This window comes from Streptomyces sp. NPDC042371 (assembly GCF_056437465.1).
The window spans coordinates 418,122-433,319 of the sequence record NZ_JBWKAP010000002.1 but is presented as its reverse complement, the minus strand read 5'-3'; the positions used below and the strand labels follow the sequence as shown (position 1 = coordinate 433,319).

General features: G+C 70.5%; 13 protein-coding genes. 10 read left to right on the top strand and 3 right to left on the bottom strand.

Going from position 1 to position 15,198, the window contains the following annotated elements; genetic code table 11:
- Positions 1-382: 382 nt before the first annotated feature.
- The gene (locus AC068B_RS07625; RefSeq protein WP_478669689.1) at positions 383-1,687 is read right to left on the bottom strand and encodes an amino acid deaminase; all 1,305 of its coding nucleotides are present in this window, start codon (positions 1,685-1,687) and stop codon (positions 383-385) included.
- Between the two features lie 173 nt (positions 1,688-1,860).
- On the opposite strand from AC068B_RS07625, the gene AC068B_RS07620 reads away from it, so the two are divergent.
- The 6 genes from AC068B_RS07620 to AC068B_RS07595 all read left to right on the top strand — a co-directional run bounded on the left by AC068B_RS07620 (position 1,861) and on the right by AC068B_RS07595 (position 7,963).
- Positions 1,861-2,859 carry a sugar kinase gene (locus tag AC068B_RS07620; protein WP_468557735.1) on the top strand — a complete coding sequence of 333 codons (999 nt, stop codon included), beginning with the start codon at positions 1,861-1,863 and terminating at the stop codon, positions 2,857-2,859.
- Complete coding sequence (locus AC068B_RS07615; RefSeq protein WP_468556482.1) at positions 2,856-3,620, top strand: IclR family transcriptional regulator; 765 nt, start codon at positions 2,856-2,858, stop codon at positions 3,618-3,620. The genes AC068B_RS07620 and AC068B_RS07615 overlap by 4 nt, the downstream gene beginning before the upstream one ends.
- Positions 3,617-4,027 (top strand): RidA family protein, encoded by a 411-nt coding sequence (locus AC068B_RS07610; RefSeq protein WP_361715834.1) that lies wholly within the window; start codon positions 3,617-3,619, stop codon positions 4,025-4,027. The genes AC068B_RS07615 and AC068B_RS07610 overlap by 4 nt, the downstream gene beginning before the upstream one ends.
- A gap of 115 nt (positions 4,028-4,142) precedes the next feature.
- Positions 4,143-5,633, top strand: coding sequence for a GntP family permease (locus AC068B_RS07605; protein ID WP_478669687.1), 1,491 nt, complete (start codon positions 4,143-4,145; stop codon positions 5,631-5,633).
- A gap of 82 nt (positions 5,634-5,715) precedes the next feature.
- Complete coding sequence (locus AC068B_RS07600) at positions 5,716-7,278, top strand: alpha/beta hydrolase (RefSeq protein WP_478669686.1); 1,563 nt, start codon at positions 5,716-5,718, stop codon at positions 7,276-7,278.
- 196 nt (positions 7,279-7,474) lie between these two features.
- The gene (locus tag AC068B_RS07595; RefSeq protein ID WP_478669684.1) at positions 7,475-7,963 is read left to right on the top strand and encodes a phospholipase A2; all 489 of its coding nucleotides are present in this window, start codon (positions 7,475-7,477) and stop codon (positions 7,961-7,963) included.
- 66 nt (positions 7,964-8,029) lie between these two features.
- On the opposite strand, the gene AC068B_RS07590 is transcribed toward AC068B_RS07595, so the two are convergent.
- Positions 8,030-9,367 (bottom strand): M14 family metallopeptidase, encoded by a 1,338-nt coding sequence (locus AC068B_RS07590; protein WP_478669683.1) that lies wholly within the window; start codon positions 9,365-9,367, stop codon positions 8,030-8,032.
- Between the two features lie 204 nt (positions 9,368-9,571).
- Here AC068B_RS07590 and AC068B_RS07585 point away from each other — a divergent pair, with 204 nt between their 5' ends.
- Together AC068B_RS07585 and AC068B_RS07580 are read left to right on the top strand one after the other, a co-directional pair.
- On the top strand, positions 9,572-10,906 hold the full coding sequence (locus AC068B_RS07585; RefSeq protein ID WP_478669682.1) for an Nramp family divalent metal transporter: 1,335 nt from the start codon (positions 9,572-9,574) through the stop codon (positions 10,904-10,906).
- Positions 10,907-11,077: 171 nt separating this feature from the next.
- Positions 11,078-12,085: an endonuclease/exonuclease/phosphatase family protein gene (locus tag AC068B_RS07580; protein ID WP_478669680.1), complete on the top strand. Its 1,008-nt coding sequence runs from the start codon at positions 11,078-11,080 to the stop codon at positions 12,083-12,085.
- Between the two features lie 91 nt (positions 12,086-12,176).
- On the opposite strand, the gene AC068B_RS07575 is transcribed toward AC068B_RS07580, so the two are convergent.
- Positions 12,177-13,193: a chitinase gene (locus tag AC068B_RS07575; RefSeq protein WP_478669678.1), complete on the bottom strand. Its 1,017-nt coding sequence runs from the start codon at positions 13,191-13,193 to the stop codon at positions 12,177-12,179.
- 227 nt (positions 13,194-13,420) lie between these two features.
- Here AC068B_RS07575 and AC068B_RS07570 point away from each other — a divergent pair, with 227 nt between their 5' ends.
- Both AC068B_RS07570 and cpaB read left to right on the top strand, forming a co-directional pair.
- Positions 13,421-14,377, top strand: a complete 957-nt coding sequence (locus AC068B_RS07570; protein WP_478669677.1) for a hypothetical protein — start codon at positions 13,421-13,423, stop codon at positions 14,375-14,377.
- A 110-nt stretch (positions 14,378-14,487) separates the two neighbouring features.
- Positions 14,488-15,198, top strand: coding sequence for a Flp pilus assembly protein CpaB (cpaB, locus tag AC068B_RS07565; protein ID WP_478669675.1), 711 nt, complete (start codon positions 14,488-14,490; stop codon positions 15,196-15,198).

Sequence of the window (15,198 nt, the reverse complement as noted above, 5' to 3'; positions counted from 1 at the left end):
TGCGTTTGGCTGCGACTCGTGTAGTGCTGCACCCGGCCTCCGGCCGGGTCTTTCGCTCCCACCCGCACCACCCGTGCGGCTTTCGTCGCCGGGTGCGGGTGGCCCCTGCGGGGGGCGCCCGCCGTTGGCGGCGAGGGGGTGGGGTGGAGGCTGAGGGGGGGGCCACCCGCACTCACCGTGCGGTGCGGGGTTGCCCCGACCCGGGCCGGGGGGGCCAGGCTCCTACGCCCACCCGGCGTCGCGGGGTGAACGGGTGGGTGGGGATGATCCGTCGCGGAGCGGCGGGACAGGGATGCCACCTCCCGCGGGCGGGAAACCCGGCGCGCCCCGCGCGGAGTCCGCCGCGCAGCGGCGGGGCAGGACACCGCCCAAGACCCCCAGGTCAGAAATACGTTCGGATGTAGTCCGTTACCGTCCCGTCCCCCTCCACCACCGGAATCAACTCCCACTTGTCGAACGACGTGCAAGGGTGCGAGAGCCCCATCCCCAGCCAGTCGCCGACCACGAGATCCGCCTCCGGCGACGTCCGGAGCCACCCGTGCTGGTCGGAGAGACCGGTGACGGTCACCCCCGTCGCGGGCCGCGACACGCCGTCCCGGCGGACGACCTGCGCCTCGGGCAGGTCGAGGTCGTACGCCGCGTCCCGCTTCCCCGCGTTGGTGAACGCCTGCTCGGCGCAGGGCCGCGACACGACCTGCGCCCAGAGGCGGAAGGCGGGTTCGAGGGCGCCCTCCTCGGGGACCCGGTTGAACGGGGTCAGATGCTTGTAGTGGCCGTCGTCGTGCGAGACGTACGCGCCGGAGCGCAGCAGCTTCAGTACGGGCCGCGACAGCTCGGGGATCTCCGCGAAGACCGACGCGACCGCGTCGAACCACGCGCTGCCGCCCGCGCTGACCACGATCTCGGGCAGATCCGCGAACCGCCCGGACCCGTCGAACTCGCAGAGCAGCGAAACGAGGCGGCGCAGCCACGCCGTCACCGTCTCGCTCGACGCCTCCGGCACCTCCCCCTCGTACCCGGCGACGCCCACGAGCCGCAGCGTGTCCGCGGCCGCGACGGCGTTGGCGATGTCGAAGCACTCCGCCTCGGTCCGCGCGCCGGTCCGCGCGCCGTCGCCCGCCGCCAGCTCCACCACCACGTCGACGGGGCGGCTCGCGCCCGCCTCGCCGAGGGCGGCGTGCATGAGCTCGACGCCGCGTACGGAGTCGACGTAACAGACGAAGCGGAAAGAGGGATCCGAATCCAGCTCGCCCGCCAACCAGCGCAGCGCCGCCGCGTCGACGAGTTCGTTGGCGAGGAAGATGCGCTCCACCCCGAACTGCCGGGCCACGCGCACCTGGTGGGGGACGGCGAGCGTGATGCCCCACGCGCCCCGCGCCAGCTGGCGGGCGAAGAGCTGGGGGGCCATCGACGTCTTGCCGTGCGGCGCGAAGGCGAGGCCGTGGCGTTGTGCGTACGTCTCCATGAGTGCGAGGTTGTGTTCCAGGCGCTCGGCGGAGAGGGCGAGGACCGGGGTGGTGAAGCCGTCCGTGAAGAGGTTCCTGCGCTGGGCCGCGAGCTCGCCGACCGTGAGGCCTTCCGCGTCCGGGGGCAGACCCTTGAAGCGGTGGTCGACCCGCTCGTCCGCGAGCGCGGCCAGCGGATCGGCGGACCGGTCGAGGGCGGTGTCGGCGTTGTCGGCGGCCATGGGCGCCTCCTCCAGGAGTGCGTTGCACAATGTGCAACGGTCATTGCGTATGTCGCTTACTGCTGTCTAACATCCGAGCCAACGCCGGGTCAACGGATCCGGACAGTCGGTTGAGGGGTTGGCAGATCGTGACCGCACAGGCAGCAGTGGACGTCGTGGCGCTCGGCGAGTCCATGGTCACCTTCCTGCCCGCCCGGCCCGGCCGCCTCGCCGACGTGCCCTCCTTCGACCGCGGGATCGGCGGCGCCGAGTCGAACGTCGCCTGCGCGCTCGCCGCCGCGGGACACAGCGTCCGCTGGGTCAGCCGCGTCGGCGCCGACGGCTTCGGCGACCACCTCGTCGAGACGATCGGCAGCTACGGAGTCGACACCTCCGCCGTCGGCCGCGACCCGCACCGCCCCACCGGCATCTACTTCCGCACCGCCGACGACCGCGACACCGACGCCCACGAGGTCGTCTACTACCGCGCGGGCTCCGCCGCCTCCGCCATGTCGCCGGGCTCCGTGGACGAGGACGCCCTCGCCGCGGGACGCATCCTGCACCTGTCGGGCATCACGCCCGCGCTCTCCGCCGACTGCCTCGCCCTCGTACGCCACCTCTGCGCCCGGCGCGACGACCGCCCGCTCGTCTCCTTCGACGTCAACCACCGCCCCGGCCTCTGGAAGGGCGCGGCGGCGGGCCCGGACGTCCTGCTCGACCTCGCGCGCGGCGCCGACCTCGTCTTCGTCGGCGAGGACGAGGCCGCCGCGGCCTGGGGCATCACCGGCGGCCCCGACGCCATCCGCGCCGCCCTGCCCGAGCCGGCCACCCTCGTCGTCAAGCAGGGCAGCCGCGGCGCCACCGTCCACCGCCACGGCGAGGACCCCGTCTTCCAGGCCGCCCTGCGCGTCGACGTCGTCGCGCCCGTCGGCGCCGGTGACGCCTTCGCCGCCGGTTTCCTCTCCGCCACCCTGCGCGGCCTGCCCGCCGCGCACCGGCTGCGCCACGGCCACCTGATGGCCGCCGCCGCACTCACCGTTCCCGGTGACCTCGCACCGCCACCTGCCCGCGCACACGCCGACCGCCTCGCCGCCCTGGACGACGCAGCCTGGGAGACACTTCGTCTCGGCCCCGGCTGGACGGAACGCGTCCCGGAGGAAACCGAGGCCGAGGAGGAGGTACGTACCCCATGAGCCAGACCGTCGACCGCGCGCTCTCGATCCTGCCGCTGCTCGCCGAGGGCCCCGCCGACCTGGGACAGGTCGCCGACCGGCTCGGCGTCCACAAGTCCACCGCGCTCAGGCTGCTGCGCACCCTCCACGAGCACGGCCTGGTCTTCCGCCAGTCCGACCAGCGCTACCGCCTCGGCGCGCGCCTCTTCGCGCTCGCCCAGGAAGCCGTCGAGAACCTCGACGTGCGCGAGATCGCCCACCCCCATCTCCAGGCCCTCAACGAGAAGTGCGGCCACACGGTCCACCTCGCCGTGTACGAGGAGCAGGAGGTGCTCTACATCGACAAGGTCGAGAGCCGCTATCCGGTGCGGATGTACTCCCGCATCGGCAAGCCGGTGGCCATCACCGTGGCCGCCGTCGCGAAGCTGCTGCTCTCCGACTTCCCGGAGGCCGAGCGCCGCGCCATCGCGGAGAAGCTCGACTACCCCACCTACACGTCCCGTTCGACGCCCAACGCCGCCGCGTTCCTGAAGGAACTGGCGGCCGTGCGCGAACAGGGCTGGGCCACCGACCTCGGTGGCCACGAGGAGTCCATCAACTGCATCGGGGCCCCCATCCGCGGTGCGGACGGGCGCGTCGTCGCCGCCATGTCGGTCTCCGCACCGAATGTCGTCGTCACCGCCGAGGAACTCCTCACCCTGCTCCCGCTGGTCCGCCGCACGGCGGACGCCATCAGCCGCGAGTACTCCGGCAACGCCCCTCTGAAGGAAGCAAGTTCATGACCGAGAAGACCGCCCTCACCCCGGCCACCCACACCACCCCGCCCGCGAAGTTCTCCCACGGCGTGAAGAAGGGCAACATCCTTCAGGTCGCAGGACAGGTCGGCTTCCTCCCCGCCGAGGAGGGCAAGGCCCCCACCCCCGCGGGCCCGACCCTGCGCGAGCAGACCCTCCAGACGTTTGCCAACGTCAAGGCGATCCTCGAAGAGGGCGGCGCGACCTGGGACGACGTGATGATGATGCGCGTCTACCTCACGGACGTGGACCACTTCGCGGAGATGAACGAGATCTACAACTCCTACTTCGAGGAGCAGGGCCTGAAGGCCCCCGCCTCCGCCCGCACCACGGTCTACGTCGGTCTCCCGGCGGGCCTCCTCATCGAGATCGACGCGCTCGCCGTCCTCGGCTGACGCACATCCCTCTCCACCAGCAAGCCGTACGTCGTCACGGCGCGGCGCCTCTCCCCGGGGCGCCGTGCCGCGATCCCCCCTGCTCCGAAAGTCCCATGCACTTACGAGGTCAACGATGTCCCCGTCCCACACCGCCGTGCTCGCGGCTGCCCCCGCCGCCGAGACGCCACCGCACACCGGCGGCTTCCTCGCCCTGATCGACGGCACGGCCGGTCTGCTGACCGTCGCCGCGCTCGGCATCCTGCTTCTGCTCTTCCTGATCATCAAGGTCAGGCTGCAGCCCTTCGTGGCGCTCCTGGCGGTCTCCATAGCCGTCGGCCTCTCGGCCGGGCTCTCCGTCACCGAACTCTTCGGCACCGTCCAGAAGTCCGACGCCGTCTCGGTCATCGAATCGGGCATGGGCGGGATCCTCGGCCATGTGGCGATCATCATCGGCCTCGGCACGATGCTCGGCGCGATCCTGGAGGTGTCCGGCGGCGCCGAGGTCCTCGCCTCCCGCCTCCTCGGCCTCTTCGGCGAGAAGCGCGCCCCCCTGGCCATGGGCCTGACGGGTCTGATCTTCGGTGTCCCCGTCTTCTTCGACGTCGGCATCTTCGTCCTCGCACCGATCGTCTACGCCGCCGCCAAGCGCTCCGGCAAGTCGATCCTCCTCTACTGCCTCCCCCTGCTCGCGGGTCTCTCCATGACCCATGCGTTCCTGCCCCCGCACCCCGGCCCGGTGGCCGCGGCGGGCCTGCTGAAGGTCGACCTCGGCTGGGTCATCCTCATGGGCATCGTCTGCGGCATCCCGGCCGTCCTCGCCGCCTGGGTCTACTCCGCGTGGATCGGCAAGCGCATCTTCGTGCCCGTGCCGCAGGACATGGTCGAGGCCGCCGACGAGGCCAAGGCGGCGGTCGTCGCCGAGCAGAGCGCGGCCGGTGTGGCCCCACAGGAGAAGCCGGTGCCGCTGGGCATCGTCTTCACGATCATCGGCACGCCGCTGGTCCTGATCCTCCTCGCCACGTTCTCCTCGATCGCCTTCGACCCCTCCACCTTCCGCTCGGTCATCGAGTTCTTCGGCAGCCCCTTCGTCGCCCTGACGATCGCCCTGCTGATGGCGTACTACCTGCTGGGCATCCGGCGCGGCTGGTCCCGCAAGTCCCTGGAGACCGTGTCGACTTCGTCCCTCAAGCCGGTCGGCAACATCCTCCTGGTGGTCGGCGCGGGCGGGATCTTCGGCGCGGTCCTGAAGGCGAGCGGCGTGGCCGCCGCCATCTCGGACACCTTCCAGGACGTGGGCCTCCCCATCATCGTCCTGGCCTACCTGCTCTCCCTGATCCTGCGCGTCGCCCAGGGCTCGGCGACGGTCGCGATCGTCACGACGGCAGGCATCGTCGCGCCCCTCCTCTCCGAGGGCGACTACTCCCAGGCGTTCGTGGCCCTGGTCATCATGGCGATCTCGGCGGGCTCCATCTTCGCCTCGCACGTCAACGACGGCGGGTTCTGGATGGTCGCCAAGTACTTCGGCATCAGCGAGCGGGACACGTTGAAGACGTGGACGGTTCTGGAGTCGGTGCTTTCGGTGGCCGGGTTCGCGGTCGCGGGCGTGGTGAGTCTCTTCGTGTAGGGGGAGCTGGGGTTGCCCCCCTCGAGAGTGGGGGGACAGCCGTAGTGAGTGGGGGTAGTCGCTCCGCTTAGCGTCTGACGGTATGAGACACATACGGATCCCGGCCCTGGGCCTCGCCCTCGCCGCCTGCCTCGGCGCGGCACCCGCCGCGACCGCCACGGCGACCCCTGCCGCGTCGAAGTCCGGTACCGGACTGGACCGTTACTACGACCAGCGGCTGAGCTGGGGCGACTGCGCCAAGGGCCCGGACGACGCCATGGGCCGCGATCTGGACGGGGCCGGTGTGCGGTGCGCGGACGTCACCGTGCCGCTCGACTACTCCAAGCCCAAGGGCCGCACGGTCACCGTCGCGATATCCCGGCTCAAGGCCACCGACACCCGCCACCGCGTCGGTTCGATGCTGCTCAACAACGGCGGGCCCGGCAACGGCGCCGTCCAGTCCCCGCCGGAATTCCACGCGTGGATGAAGAAGACGGGCCCGCGGTACGACATCGTCGGCTTCGACCCGCGCTTCGTCGGCCGCAGCACCCCGCTGGACTGCGGCTGGAACGTCGGCACCACGCTCTTCTCGGCGGGTCTCGGCCGGGCGAGCTTCGAGCGCCAGGTCGACCTCCACAAGGGCCTGGCCGCCAAGTGCCGCGCCACCAACGCCGACGTACTGCCGCACGTGAGCACCCGCAACACGGCCCGCGACATGGACGTCATCCGCGGCGCGCTCGGCGAGAAGAAGATCTCCTACTTCGGCTATTCGTACGGCACTTACCTCGGCACCGTATACACCCAGATGTTCCCCGGCCGTACCGACCGCATGGTCCTTGACGGCGCCATCGACCCGCGCAAGTTCGGCCCCCGGCTGCTGCGGGAGGCCGTCGGCGAGAACGAGCGGGCGCTCGCCGACTGGGCCGCGTGGGCCGCCGCCCGCGACGACACCTACGGACTCGGCCGCACCCGCGCCCAGGTCCTCGCCACCGTCGACCGGGTCATCAAGAAGTCCTCGCGCGGCCCGCTGACCGTCGGCACCGCCCCGGACGCCTTCCGACTCGACGACACCCAGGTCCCGTTCGTCCTCCTCGCCGGGCTCGACAGCGACACCGACACCTCCCGGGCGTCCCTCGGCGAGCAGGTGTCCGTCCTGGCGAAGGCCGCGGCCGGACAGCCGCCGACCGAGCTCTCACCGCAGTTCGCCGGGCTCCTGCGGCTCGCGACGACCGGCGACCAGTCGAACATGGGCAGCTCGCAGACCGCGGTCATCTGCGGGGACGTGGCCGCACCGCGCGACCCCGAGGTCTACTGGCGCGACATCCGGCGCAGCCGCGCCGCGTACCCGCGCTTCGGCGCGGTGAACAACAACATCGGCCCGTGCGCCTTCTGGGACCGGCCCCGCGAGCGGCCCACCCAGGTGAAGCACGACGCCAAGGCGCTGATCGTGTCCGCCACCGGTGACCCGCGCACCCCGCACAAGGGTGCCGTCGCCCTGCACGACCAGCTCCCGAGCTCCAGGCTGATCACCGTCGAGGACGCCAACCGGCACGCGGTCTACGGCCTCTACGAGAACGTCTGCGTCGACAACAAGGTCAACCGCTACCTGGCCACCGGCAAGCTCCCCGCCGACGACCGGACCTGCACCAAGGGGCCGCGGCGCTAGATCGCCGGTGCCGATGCGGAAGCAGGGGGGGCAGCACGGCAGACGGTGCCGTATGCCGGGGGCGTGGCGAAACGATGTGGCAGGGACCGGGCGGGTGACGCGGCAGCGTGTTTGCCGTCGGGGTGTGGATGCCGCACCCAGCATGGGGGCGACCGGCGGTCGCCGGTCGCCCCCATGTCCCGTCTGGAGCCGCCGCATGCGCGTCCGCAACCTGCGAAGCAGACTCTGTGCCACCGTCCTGACCGCCCTGCTCTCGGTCGCCGCGCTGCCGGGGGAGGCGTACGCGAGGGCCGGGACCGTCTCCGTGACCGCCGCCGACGTCCGCGGCGAGGCCGACCGCATCATGGGCCTCAGCAGGCTCGACTTCATCAATCACGACCACATCCCACCGTTCGACTGGGAGACCGACGGCTGCACGTGGTGGCCGGACGGCGTCTTCTACGAGGCCTGTGCTCAGCATGACTTCGGCTACCGCAACTACGGCAACCACGGCGCCACCGGACTCAGGCTGAGTCCGGTCCCGGAGACCAAGGCGTGGCTCGACGAGCGCCTCTGGCATCAGCTGCGGGCCGCCTGCATCGACAACTATCCAGAGGGCAGTGCCGCGCGGAACCTGTGCCTCGGCGAGGCGAAGATCATGTACGACGGGCTCTCGGCGGGCATCGGCAAGGACGCCTTCTACTAGGCCCGGCCCAAGGCGTGCCGCGGCCCCGGACCCCTGTGTGGGCCCGGGGCCGCGCTGCCGCGAGCGTCAACTCGCGCAGTACTGCTGCTCCTTGCCGATGGACCGGTACATGCAGTCGGAGTTCTCCAGGAGCTGGAGCACCGCGTCCCGGTTCCTGGACGTCTCGCGCTCGATCACCTCGTCGGGCGGGTAGAAGCCGCCGCCGCCGGACCGCGGGTACATCTCGAAGGTGTAGCTGAAGATCTTCTGGTTGCCCCACAGCCAGTCGTCGATCGTGCCGTCCGTGATGTAGAGGTCACTGGACTGCTCGGGCGTGTAGCCGTTGCTCGCGGCCATCTTCTTTCCGACGGCGGCGTGCGCGTCACGGTCGTCCTGGGTCAGGCCGGGAGCCGTGTCGTTGTACGTGTAGCCGTACGGCCACAGGACCAGTTCGCTGTACGTGTGGAAGTCGATCGCGGCCTTGATCTGCTGCTTGCCGCCGACGACGCGGCTGCGCACGAAGTTGGAGACGACCTTCACCTCGGGTGCCGACTCGGCGGCCGATCCCCGGTAGGTCTCGGACCCGGGCGTGCCCGAGGAGCCGCCGCAGCAGCCCCACTTGTAGTCCCAGTTGCGGTTCAGGTCGGTGCCGGTGCGGCCGTTGGAGTTGGGCTGCCGGTTCAGCCGCCAGCTGCGGTAGGAGCCGGTCGCGATGTCGTACTCGCCGCCGTCCGGGTTCATGTCCGGGACGATCCAGATCTCGCGCGAGTCCACCATCTTCTTGATGCGCGCGTCGGAGCCGTAGCCCGCGCCGAGTTCGCGGAGCAGGTACAGCGCCATCTCGACCGTCAGGTGCTCGCGGGCGTGCTGGTGGTGGGTGAAGAGGACTTCCGGCTCGGCCTCGTCGGTGCCGATGTTGTCGCTGATCTTGATGGCGACGATGTCCCTGCCGGAGTACGACTTGCCGATGACCTTCTTCGTCATCAGGCCCGGGTACGCCGCGATGCGCTGGTCGATCTCCGCGTTCATCTCGGCGTAGTTGTGGTACCTGGCGTCGGCGGGCGGGAAGTCCTTGACCTTCACCTCCTGGCCGTTCGTCCGCTTCGGGGGCCCGGCGAGCGGCTTGAGCTCGTAGCCCGCCTTCCGGAGCGCCGCCGCCTCGGTCGCGTTCGCCGAGACGACCACCGCGCGGGCGTCGACCTCGTCGATCGAGACGCCGGTGCGGGCGAGGGCGGTGCGCGCTGCGCGGTCGTCGCGCAGGGGGATCTCGTACTGGCGCGTGTCTTCGTCGGCGGCGGTCGCCGCGCTGCGGGGGGCCGGGTCGGCCTGTCCTGTCGAGGCGTTGGCGGTCAGGGGGGCCGCCACGGCCAGGGCGAGAAGGGTCGCGAGGGCCGCGGATCTCCTGCCGCGTATGCGGAGTCGCATGAAGTCTCCTCAGGGGTGGGGGGTTGTTCAGTGCGACGTGCGGGGCTGTCGTCACGTGCGGGTGCGACGTGCGGGTGCACCGTGCGGGTGTGCCGTGCGGACGTGCGGGTTGCGGGCCCATCGTCGACGCATGGCATGCACCGGTCAACGCAGTCTTTGGCCAACCTCTTGTGTCCGGGACCGTGATGCGCTTTCTTGATCGGCATGGCTGAAAGCACAGGCAGTGGCATCACCGCCGACGAAGCGGAACCTCGGCTCCGCAAGGCGAGCTGGAAGTACGTCGGTCCGGGCATCGTCGTCGCGGCCACCGGAGTGGGCGCGGGCGACCTCGTCGCGACCCTGATCGCGGGCAGCAAATTCGGCTACACCCTGCTGTGGGCCGCGATCATCGGCTGTCTGGTGAAGATCTCCCTCGCCGAGGCGACCGGCCGCTGGCATCTGGCCACCGGACGCACTCTCTTCGAGGGCTGGCGCAGCCTCGGCCAGTGGACCACGTACTACTTCGCGGTCTATGTCGTCATCTGGGGCTTCGTGTACGGGGCCACGGCCATGTCGTCCAGCGCCCTGCCGCTGGTCGCGCTCTTCCCGGACGGACCGAGCCTGAAGACCTGGGCGGTCCTCTGCGGCCTGCTCGGCCTCGCCTTCGTCTGGTTCAACCGGTACGCGGTCTTCGAGAAGGCCATGACGGTCGTCATCGGCATGAAGTTCCTGATCGTCGTGTACGTCGCGATCCGCGTCGCCCCCGACCTCGGCAACGCCTTCGCGGGCCTCGTCCCCGCCCTGCCCGACGGCTCGCTGCTCTACACGCTCGGCCTGATCGGCGGCGTCGGCGGCACCATCACCATGGCCGCGTACGGCTACTGGGTGAACTCCAAGGGCTGGACCGACATCAGCTGGCTCAAGGTGATGCGGCTCGACAACCGCGTCGCGTACATCACGACCGGCGTCTTCGTCGTCGCGATGATGATCATCGGCGCCGAGCTCCTGCACTCCACCAACGTCGCCCTCAACTCCGGCGACCGGGGCCTCATCGACCTCGGCAAGGTCCTGGAGGACAAGTTCGGCGCGGTCACCGCCGACCTCTTCCTCATCGGCTTCTTCGCCACGTCCTTCGGCGCCCTGATGGGCGTGTGGCACGGCGTGAGCCTGATGTTCGCGGACTTCGTGGAGCGGCTGCGGCGCGAGCGCGGCGGCTCCGGTGACGCCGCGGCCCGGGGGGACATGGTCGAGGAGGTCGCGGCAGGCAAGCGCGAGAAGTCGGCGCCGTTCCGTGCGTACCTGCTCTGGCTGACCTTCCCGCCGATGGGCCTGCTCTTCCTCGACGAGCCGTTCGGCCTCGTCATCGCCTACGGCGTGCTCGGCGCGTTCTTCATGCCGTTCCTGGCCCTGACGCTGCTCTGGCTGCTCAACTCCTCGCGCACGCCGGGGCAGTGGCGCAACGGCTGGCTCAGCAACGTCATGCTGGCCGCCGCGGGCCTGCTGTTCCTGATCCTCTGCGTCAAGCAGATCATCGACCTGGACTGGGGCGGCATCTTCTGAGCCGTTGCCCCCCGGCCGAGACGTCGCTCCCCGGTACCGGGGGGACGTGGACGTTCCGGGGGGCGGGTTCGGACAACCTCGGTTCCGGGGGCTGTCCCCGCCGGGCGGCCTCAGTACTGTCATGGCCCACTCAAGCCCGGCTGCCGTTCAGCCGGGCGAACGGGGGAGACCATGACCACGAGAGCCACCAGTACGAGAGCCACCAGTACGAGAGCCACCAGAAGGACGTTCCGCCCGGCACGTACGCTCGTCTCGCTCGCCGCGCTGCTCGGCAGCGCTCTGCTGTGGGCCGGACCGACCGCCTCCGCGGACCCGGCCGACCCCGGCACCGCCCCGGCCGCCGCGGCGTCGTACACCATCGGGCAGTTCAACATGGCGGGCGGCAACGCCCAGCACGGCGACGACGGCGACGAGGCGCCGGACGCCCTGGTGCGCAGCGTCCAGGACCGCAAGCCCGCCTTCATGACGCTGAACGAGGCCTGCGCGGACTGGTCGAACCGGCTGCAGTCGCAGCTGGGCGGCGAGTACCAGGTGCTGTTCGACCCGGTGACGAGGAGCGCGGGCGGGCCGAACACCAAGTGCTACCACCCGGTGGGCGTGCCGGACGACCAGCGCACGGACTTCGGCAACGGGCTCCTCGTCCGCAGCGACCTGGGCTTCGACACCTCGACGCTCGTCGGCCACAGCCTGGGCACCTCGGCGGACCGGGAGCAGCGCGAGATGCTCTGCATGACCGCTCCCGCCCGGCAGCTCGCCCTGTGCAGCGTGCACCTCACCCATGACAGCAAGTCCGAACGCCGCAAGGAGTCCGCCCGGGCCAGGGAGATCCTGGACACCACGTACGCCGGATACACGAAGTTCCTGGGCGGCGACCTCAATGCCGAGCCGCTGCACCAGGCGCCGGACAACTTCTACCACTCCGACTACGGGCGGGGCGCGCTCGGCCAGTTCAAGGAGGCCGACAGCCACTGCGGCAACAACCCGCACTGGGGTGACGTGATCGGAGGCTCGCCCTTCCCGGTGTTCCTGTGGTGCCGGGACGGCGAGGCCACGATGGCGGGCGACAACAAGAAGATCGACTACCTCTTCGTGCCGATGTCGACGCACGTCGACTGGGCCGACGCCACGGACGCGCTCCACTCCGACCACAAGCTGCTGTGGGCGGGAGTCACCTTCTGACCCGGCCCGATTCCGATCCGGGCCGACAGTGATCGACAGCGGCGCCTCCGGGGGAGCGGAGGCGCCGCTGTCCGTATCCGTCGTGCTCCGGCTACGGCAGGCCGTGCACGTGCGCGCCCACCGACTTGGACCAGGCGCTGCCCGAAGAGGCGTCCCAGTTGGTGGACCAGGTCATCGCGCCCCGGATGTCGGGGTAGGTCTTGGACGGCTTGAAGGAGCCGCAGCCCGTGCCCTTCGCCAGACAGTCCAGGGCGTTGTTCACGACGTCCGGCGCCACGTATCCGCCACCGGCCGCGCTCGACGACGCGGGGACCCCGATGCCGACCTGCGACGGCGCGAGGCCGCCCTCCAGCTGGATGCAGGCGAGCCCGGTCAGGAAGTCGACCGAGCCCTGGCTGTAGACCTTGCCGTCGCAGCCGAGCATCGAACCGCTGTTGTAGTACTGCATGTTGACGACCGTGAGGATGTCCTTCACGGCGAGCGCGGTCTTGAAGTACTCGGTCGACGTGGACTGCATGTCGATGGTCTGCGGCGCCATCGTCAGGACGAGACCCGAACCGGCCTTGCCCGAGAGCGACTTGAGCGCCTGCGACATGTACGTGGAGTTGACGCCGTTCTCCAGGTCGATGTCGACGCCGTCGAAGCCGTACTCCTGCATGAGCTTGTGCACGGAGTCGGCGAAGGCGTTCGCGGACGCCGCGTCGTTGACCGACACCGCGCCCTTCTCGCCGCCGACCGAGATGATCACGGACTTGCCCGCCGCCTGCTTGGCCTTGATGTCGGCCTTGAACTGGTCGACGGTGTAGCCGCCGAGACCCGCCGAGTCGAGGTTGAAGGTGACCTCACCGGGCGTGCCGGTGGCGTCCGCGAAGGACACCGCGATGATGTCGTACTCGTCCTGCACGTCGCCCAGCTTCTGCACCTGGGCACCGTTGTTGAAGTTCTGCCAGTAGCCGGTCACCGCGTGCTTGGGCACGGCACGCGTCCCGGCGTCGGCGGCGCTCGCGGTGCCGACGGTCAACGGGCCGGACAGGCCGGTCAGGGCGAGGGTGAGGGCGGCGACGGCGCCGGTGAGAGCACCGGTCCTTCTCCTGCGTGTGCGGTCCACTACTGCCTCCGGTGGGGGGAGAAGTACTTCGGAACGGTGGCCACCGCTGCCTTGCTTGGTCGTACAAGCTGGTCCAGACCAATTGAGTTGTCAAGGGCTCAAGCACCACTTGGTTCCCGCCGACCCGTTCCCACCTCCACATGAACAGTGCGAAGTTGGGTGTTGAGGCGACCATGACGTGGATATGGTGCTGAGGCAGGAGTGCACGACCACCGGGGGTGTACGCGTTGCCGACCGCCATAGCCGTCACCGGCCCCGATCTCGTGCTGCCGTCACCCGACCGGCACACCCCGTCGGCCGCCGTCCTCCAGTCCGCCGTGCAGTCCCCGCGGACGTACTCCCTGGACCAGGCGCTCACGGAAATGCACACCCTCATCGAGCACCACGGCTACGTGATCGCGCTGTGCCCGTCCTCCGCGCCCGCCTCCGTCGCCCAGCGGCTGCACGCCGTCCGCTCCGTCCTGGAGAGCGACCGCATCGCCATCGTCCGCTCCGACCTACCGCCGCTCGGCCTGGCCGTACTCGCGCTCCAGCTGCGGCAGTTGTCGGTCTGCGACTTCAGCCCCGGCGTCCTGGCCTCCGCCGCCCGCCTCCTGTCCCACTACATCCACGCGGGCGCCCTGCTCGGCTCCGTCGCCAGGCTCGACCGCGACCGGATCGACGTCAGCCTCCAGTCGCACGCCAAGTCCTGGATGCCCGGCACCCAGTTCGCGGTCCTCGCCACGCCCCGGCCCGAGCTCGTGAAGGTGTCGGGCGGCGAGGAAGTCCACCTGGAGGGCCCCGGATTCGGCACGCGGCTGCTCTACGCCACGGGCCGCCTCGCCCCCGACTGGGTGACCGGCACCCTCGCTCCCGCGTGGAAATCCCAGGAGGTCACCGAGGCCCGGCTGCCCGCCGAGTCCGAACGCTGGTGGGCCACCGGCAAGCTCGTCGAGTTCGCCGCGGCCATCCCGGACATCTCCGTCCTCTACCAGCTGGTGTCCTCCGTGCGCCGCGACGACTGCCACTGGTGCGGCCTCGAACTCATCGGTGACCGCTGCGCGTTCTGCGCGGCGCCCCTGCCGCCGCCCGGCGAGCGCCCCGCGCAGCCGGTGCGCGCCCTCGTCCCCCCGAGCCACCGGCTCCGCCCGGCCGGTACGGGCTCCGCGCCCGGGACGACCGCCCTGCCCCGCGGCGCGACCTAGGCCGGGCCGCCCGCCTCAGCTTCCGCTTCTCGTACGCGACCGACGACCGCACGTGCGCCACCCCGCTCACTGTCCGTAGCCATTCGCTCTCGATCGAGGTAGTCCGGCCCATGAACTCACGCCAGCGCCGCGGCGTCATCCTGCTGGTCCTTTCGGTCCTGTGCGCGTTGGGCGCGTTCGCGGGCGTCCTCTCGGTGATCCGCGACGCGAACTCGAAGGTGGGCCCCGAGGTCCCCGCGTACAAGCTCAAGGGCGACATCGCGCCCTACAAGGAGCTGACCGCCGAACAGTTCGAGAAGGTCGAGATGCCCGAGCGGTGGCTGTCCGACAACGCCGTCACCGACCTCCGCGAGATCCGCGGCAAGATCGCCGTCACCCAGCTGCGCAAGGGCTCGCTGCTGCAGTCAGACATGATCGTCGGACGGCCCGAACTAGGGCCTGGCCAGCAGGAGATCGCCATCATGATCGACGCCGCGACCGGCGTCGCGGGCAAGATCACACCCGGCTCGAAGGTCAACATCTACGCCACCTTCAAGGGGGAGACCGACAAGGCGGAGGACCAGTCCAAAGTCATCGTGGAGGGCGCCAAGGTGCTCGACGTCGGCAAGCTGACCCCGCTCGAACCCGATCAGGACGACCGCACGCGCCGCAGGGCCATGGAAGCGGTCCCGATCACCTTCGCCCTCGGCACCGCCGACGCCCAGCGCGTCGCGTACGCCGAGTCGTTCGCCACCCACGTCCGGCTCGCCCTGGTCGGTGCAGGCGGCGACGCGACCGTGCCGCCCAGGGACCGGACGTACACCCTCGACGAGGACAAGTAG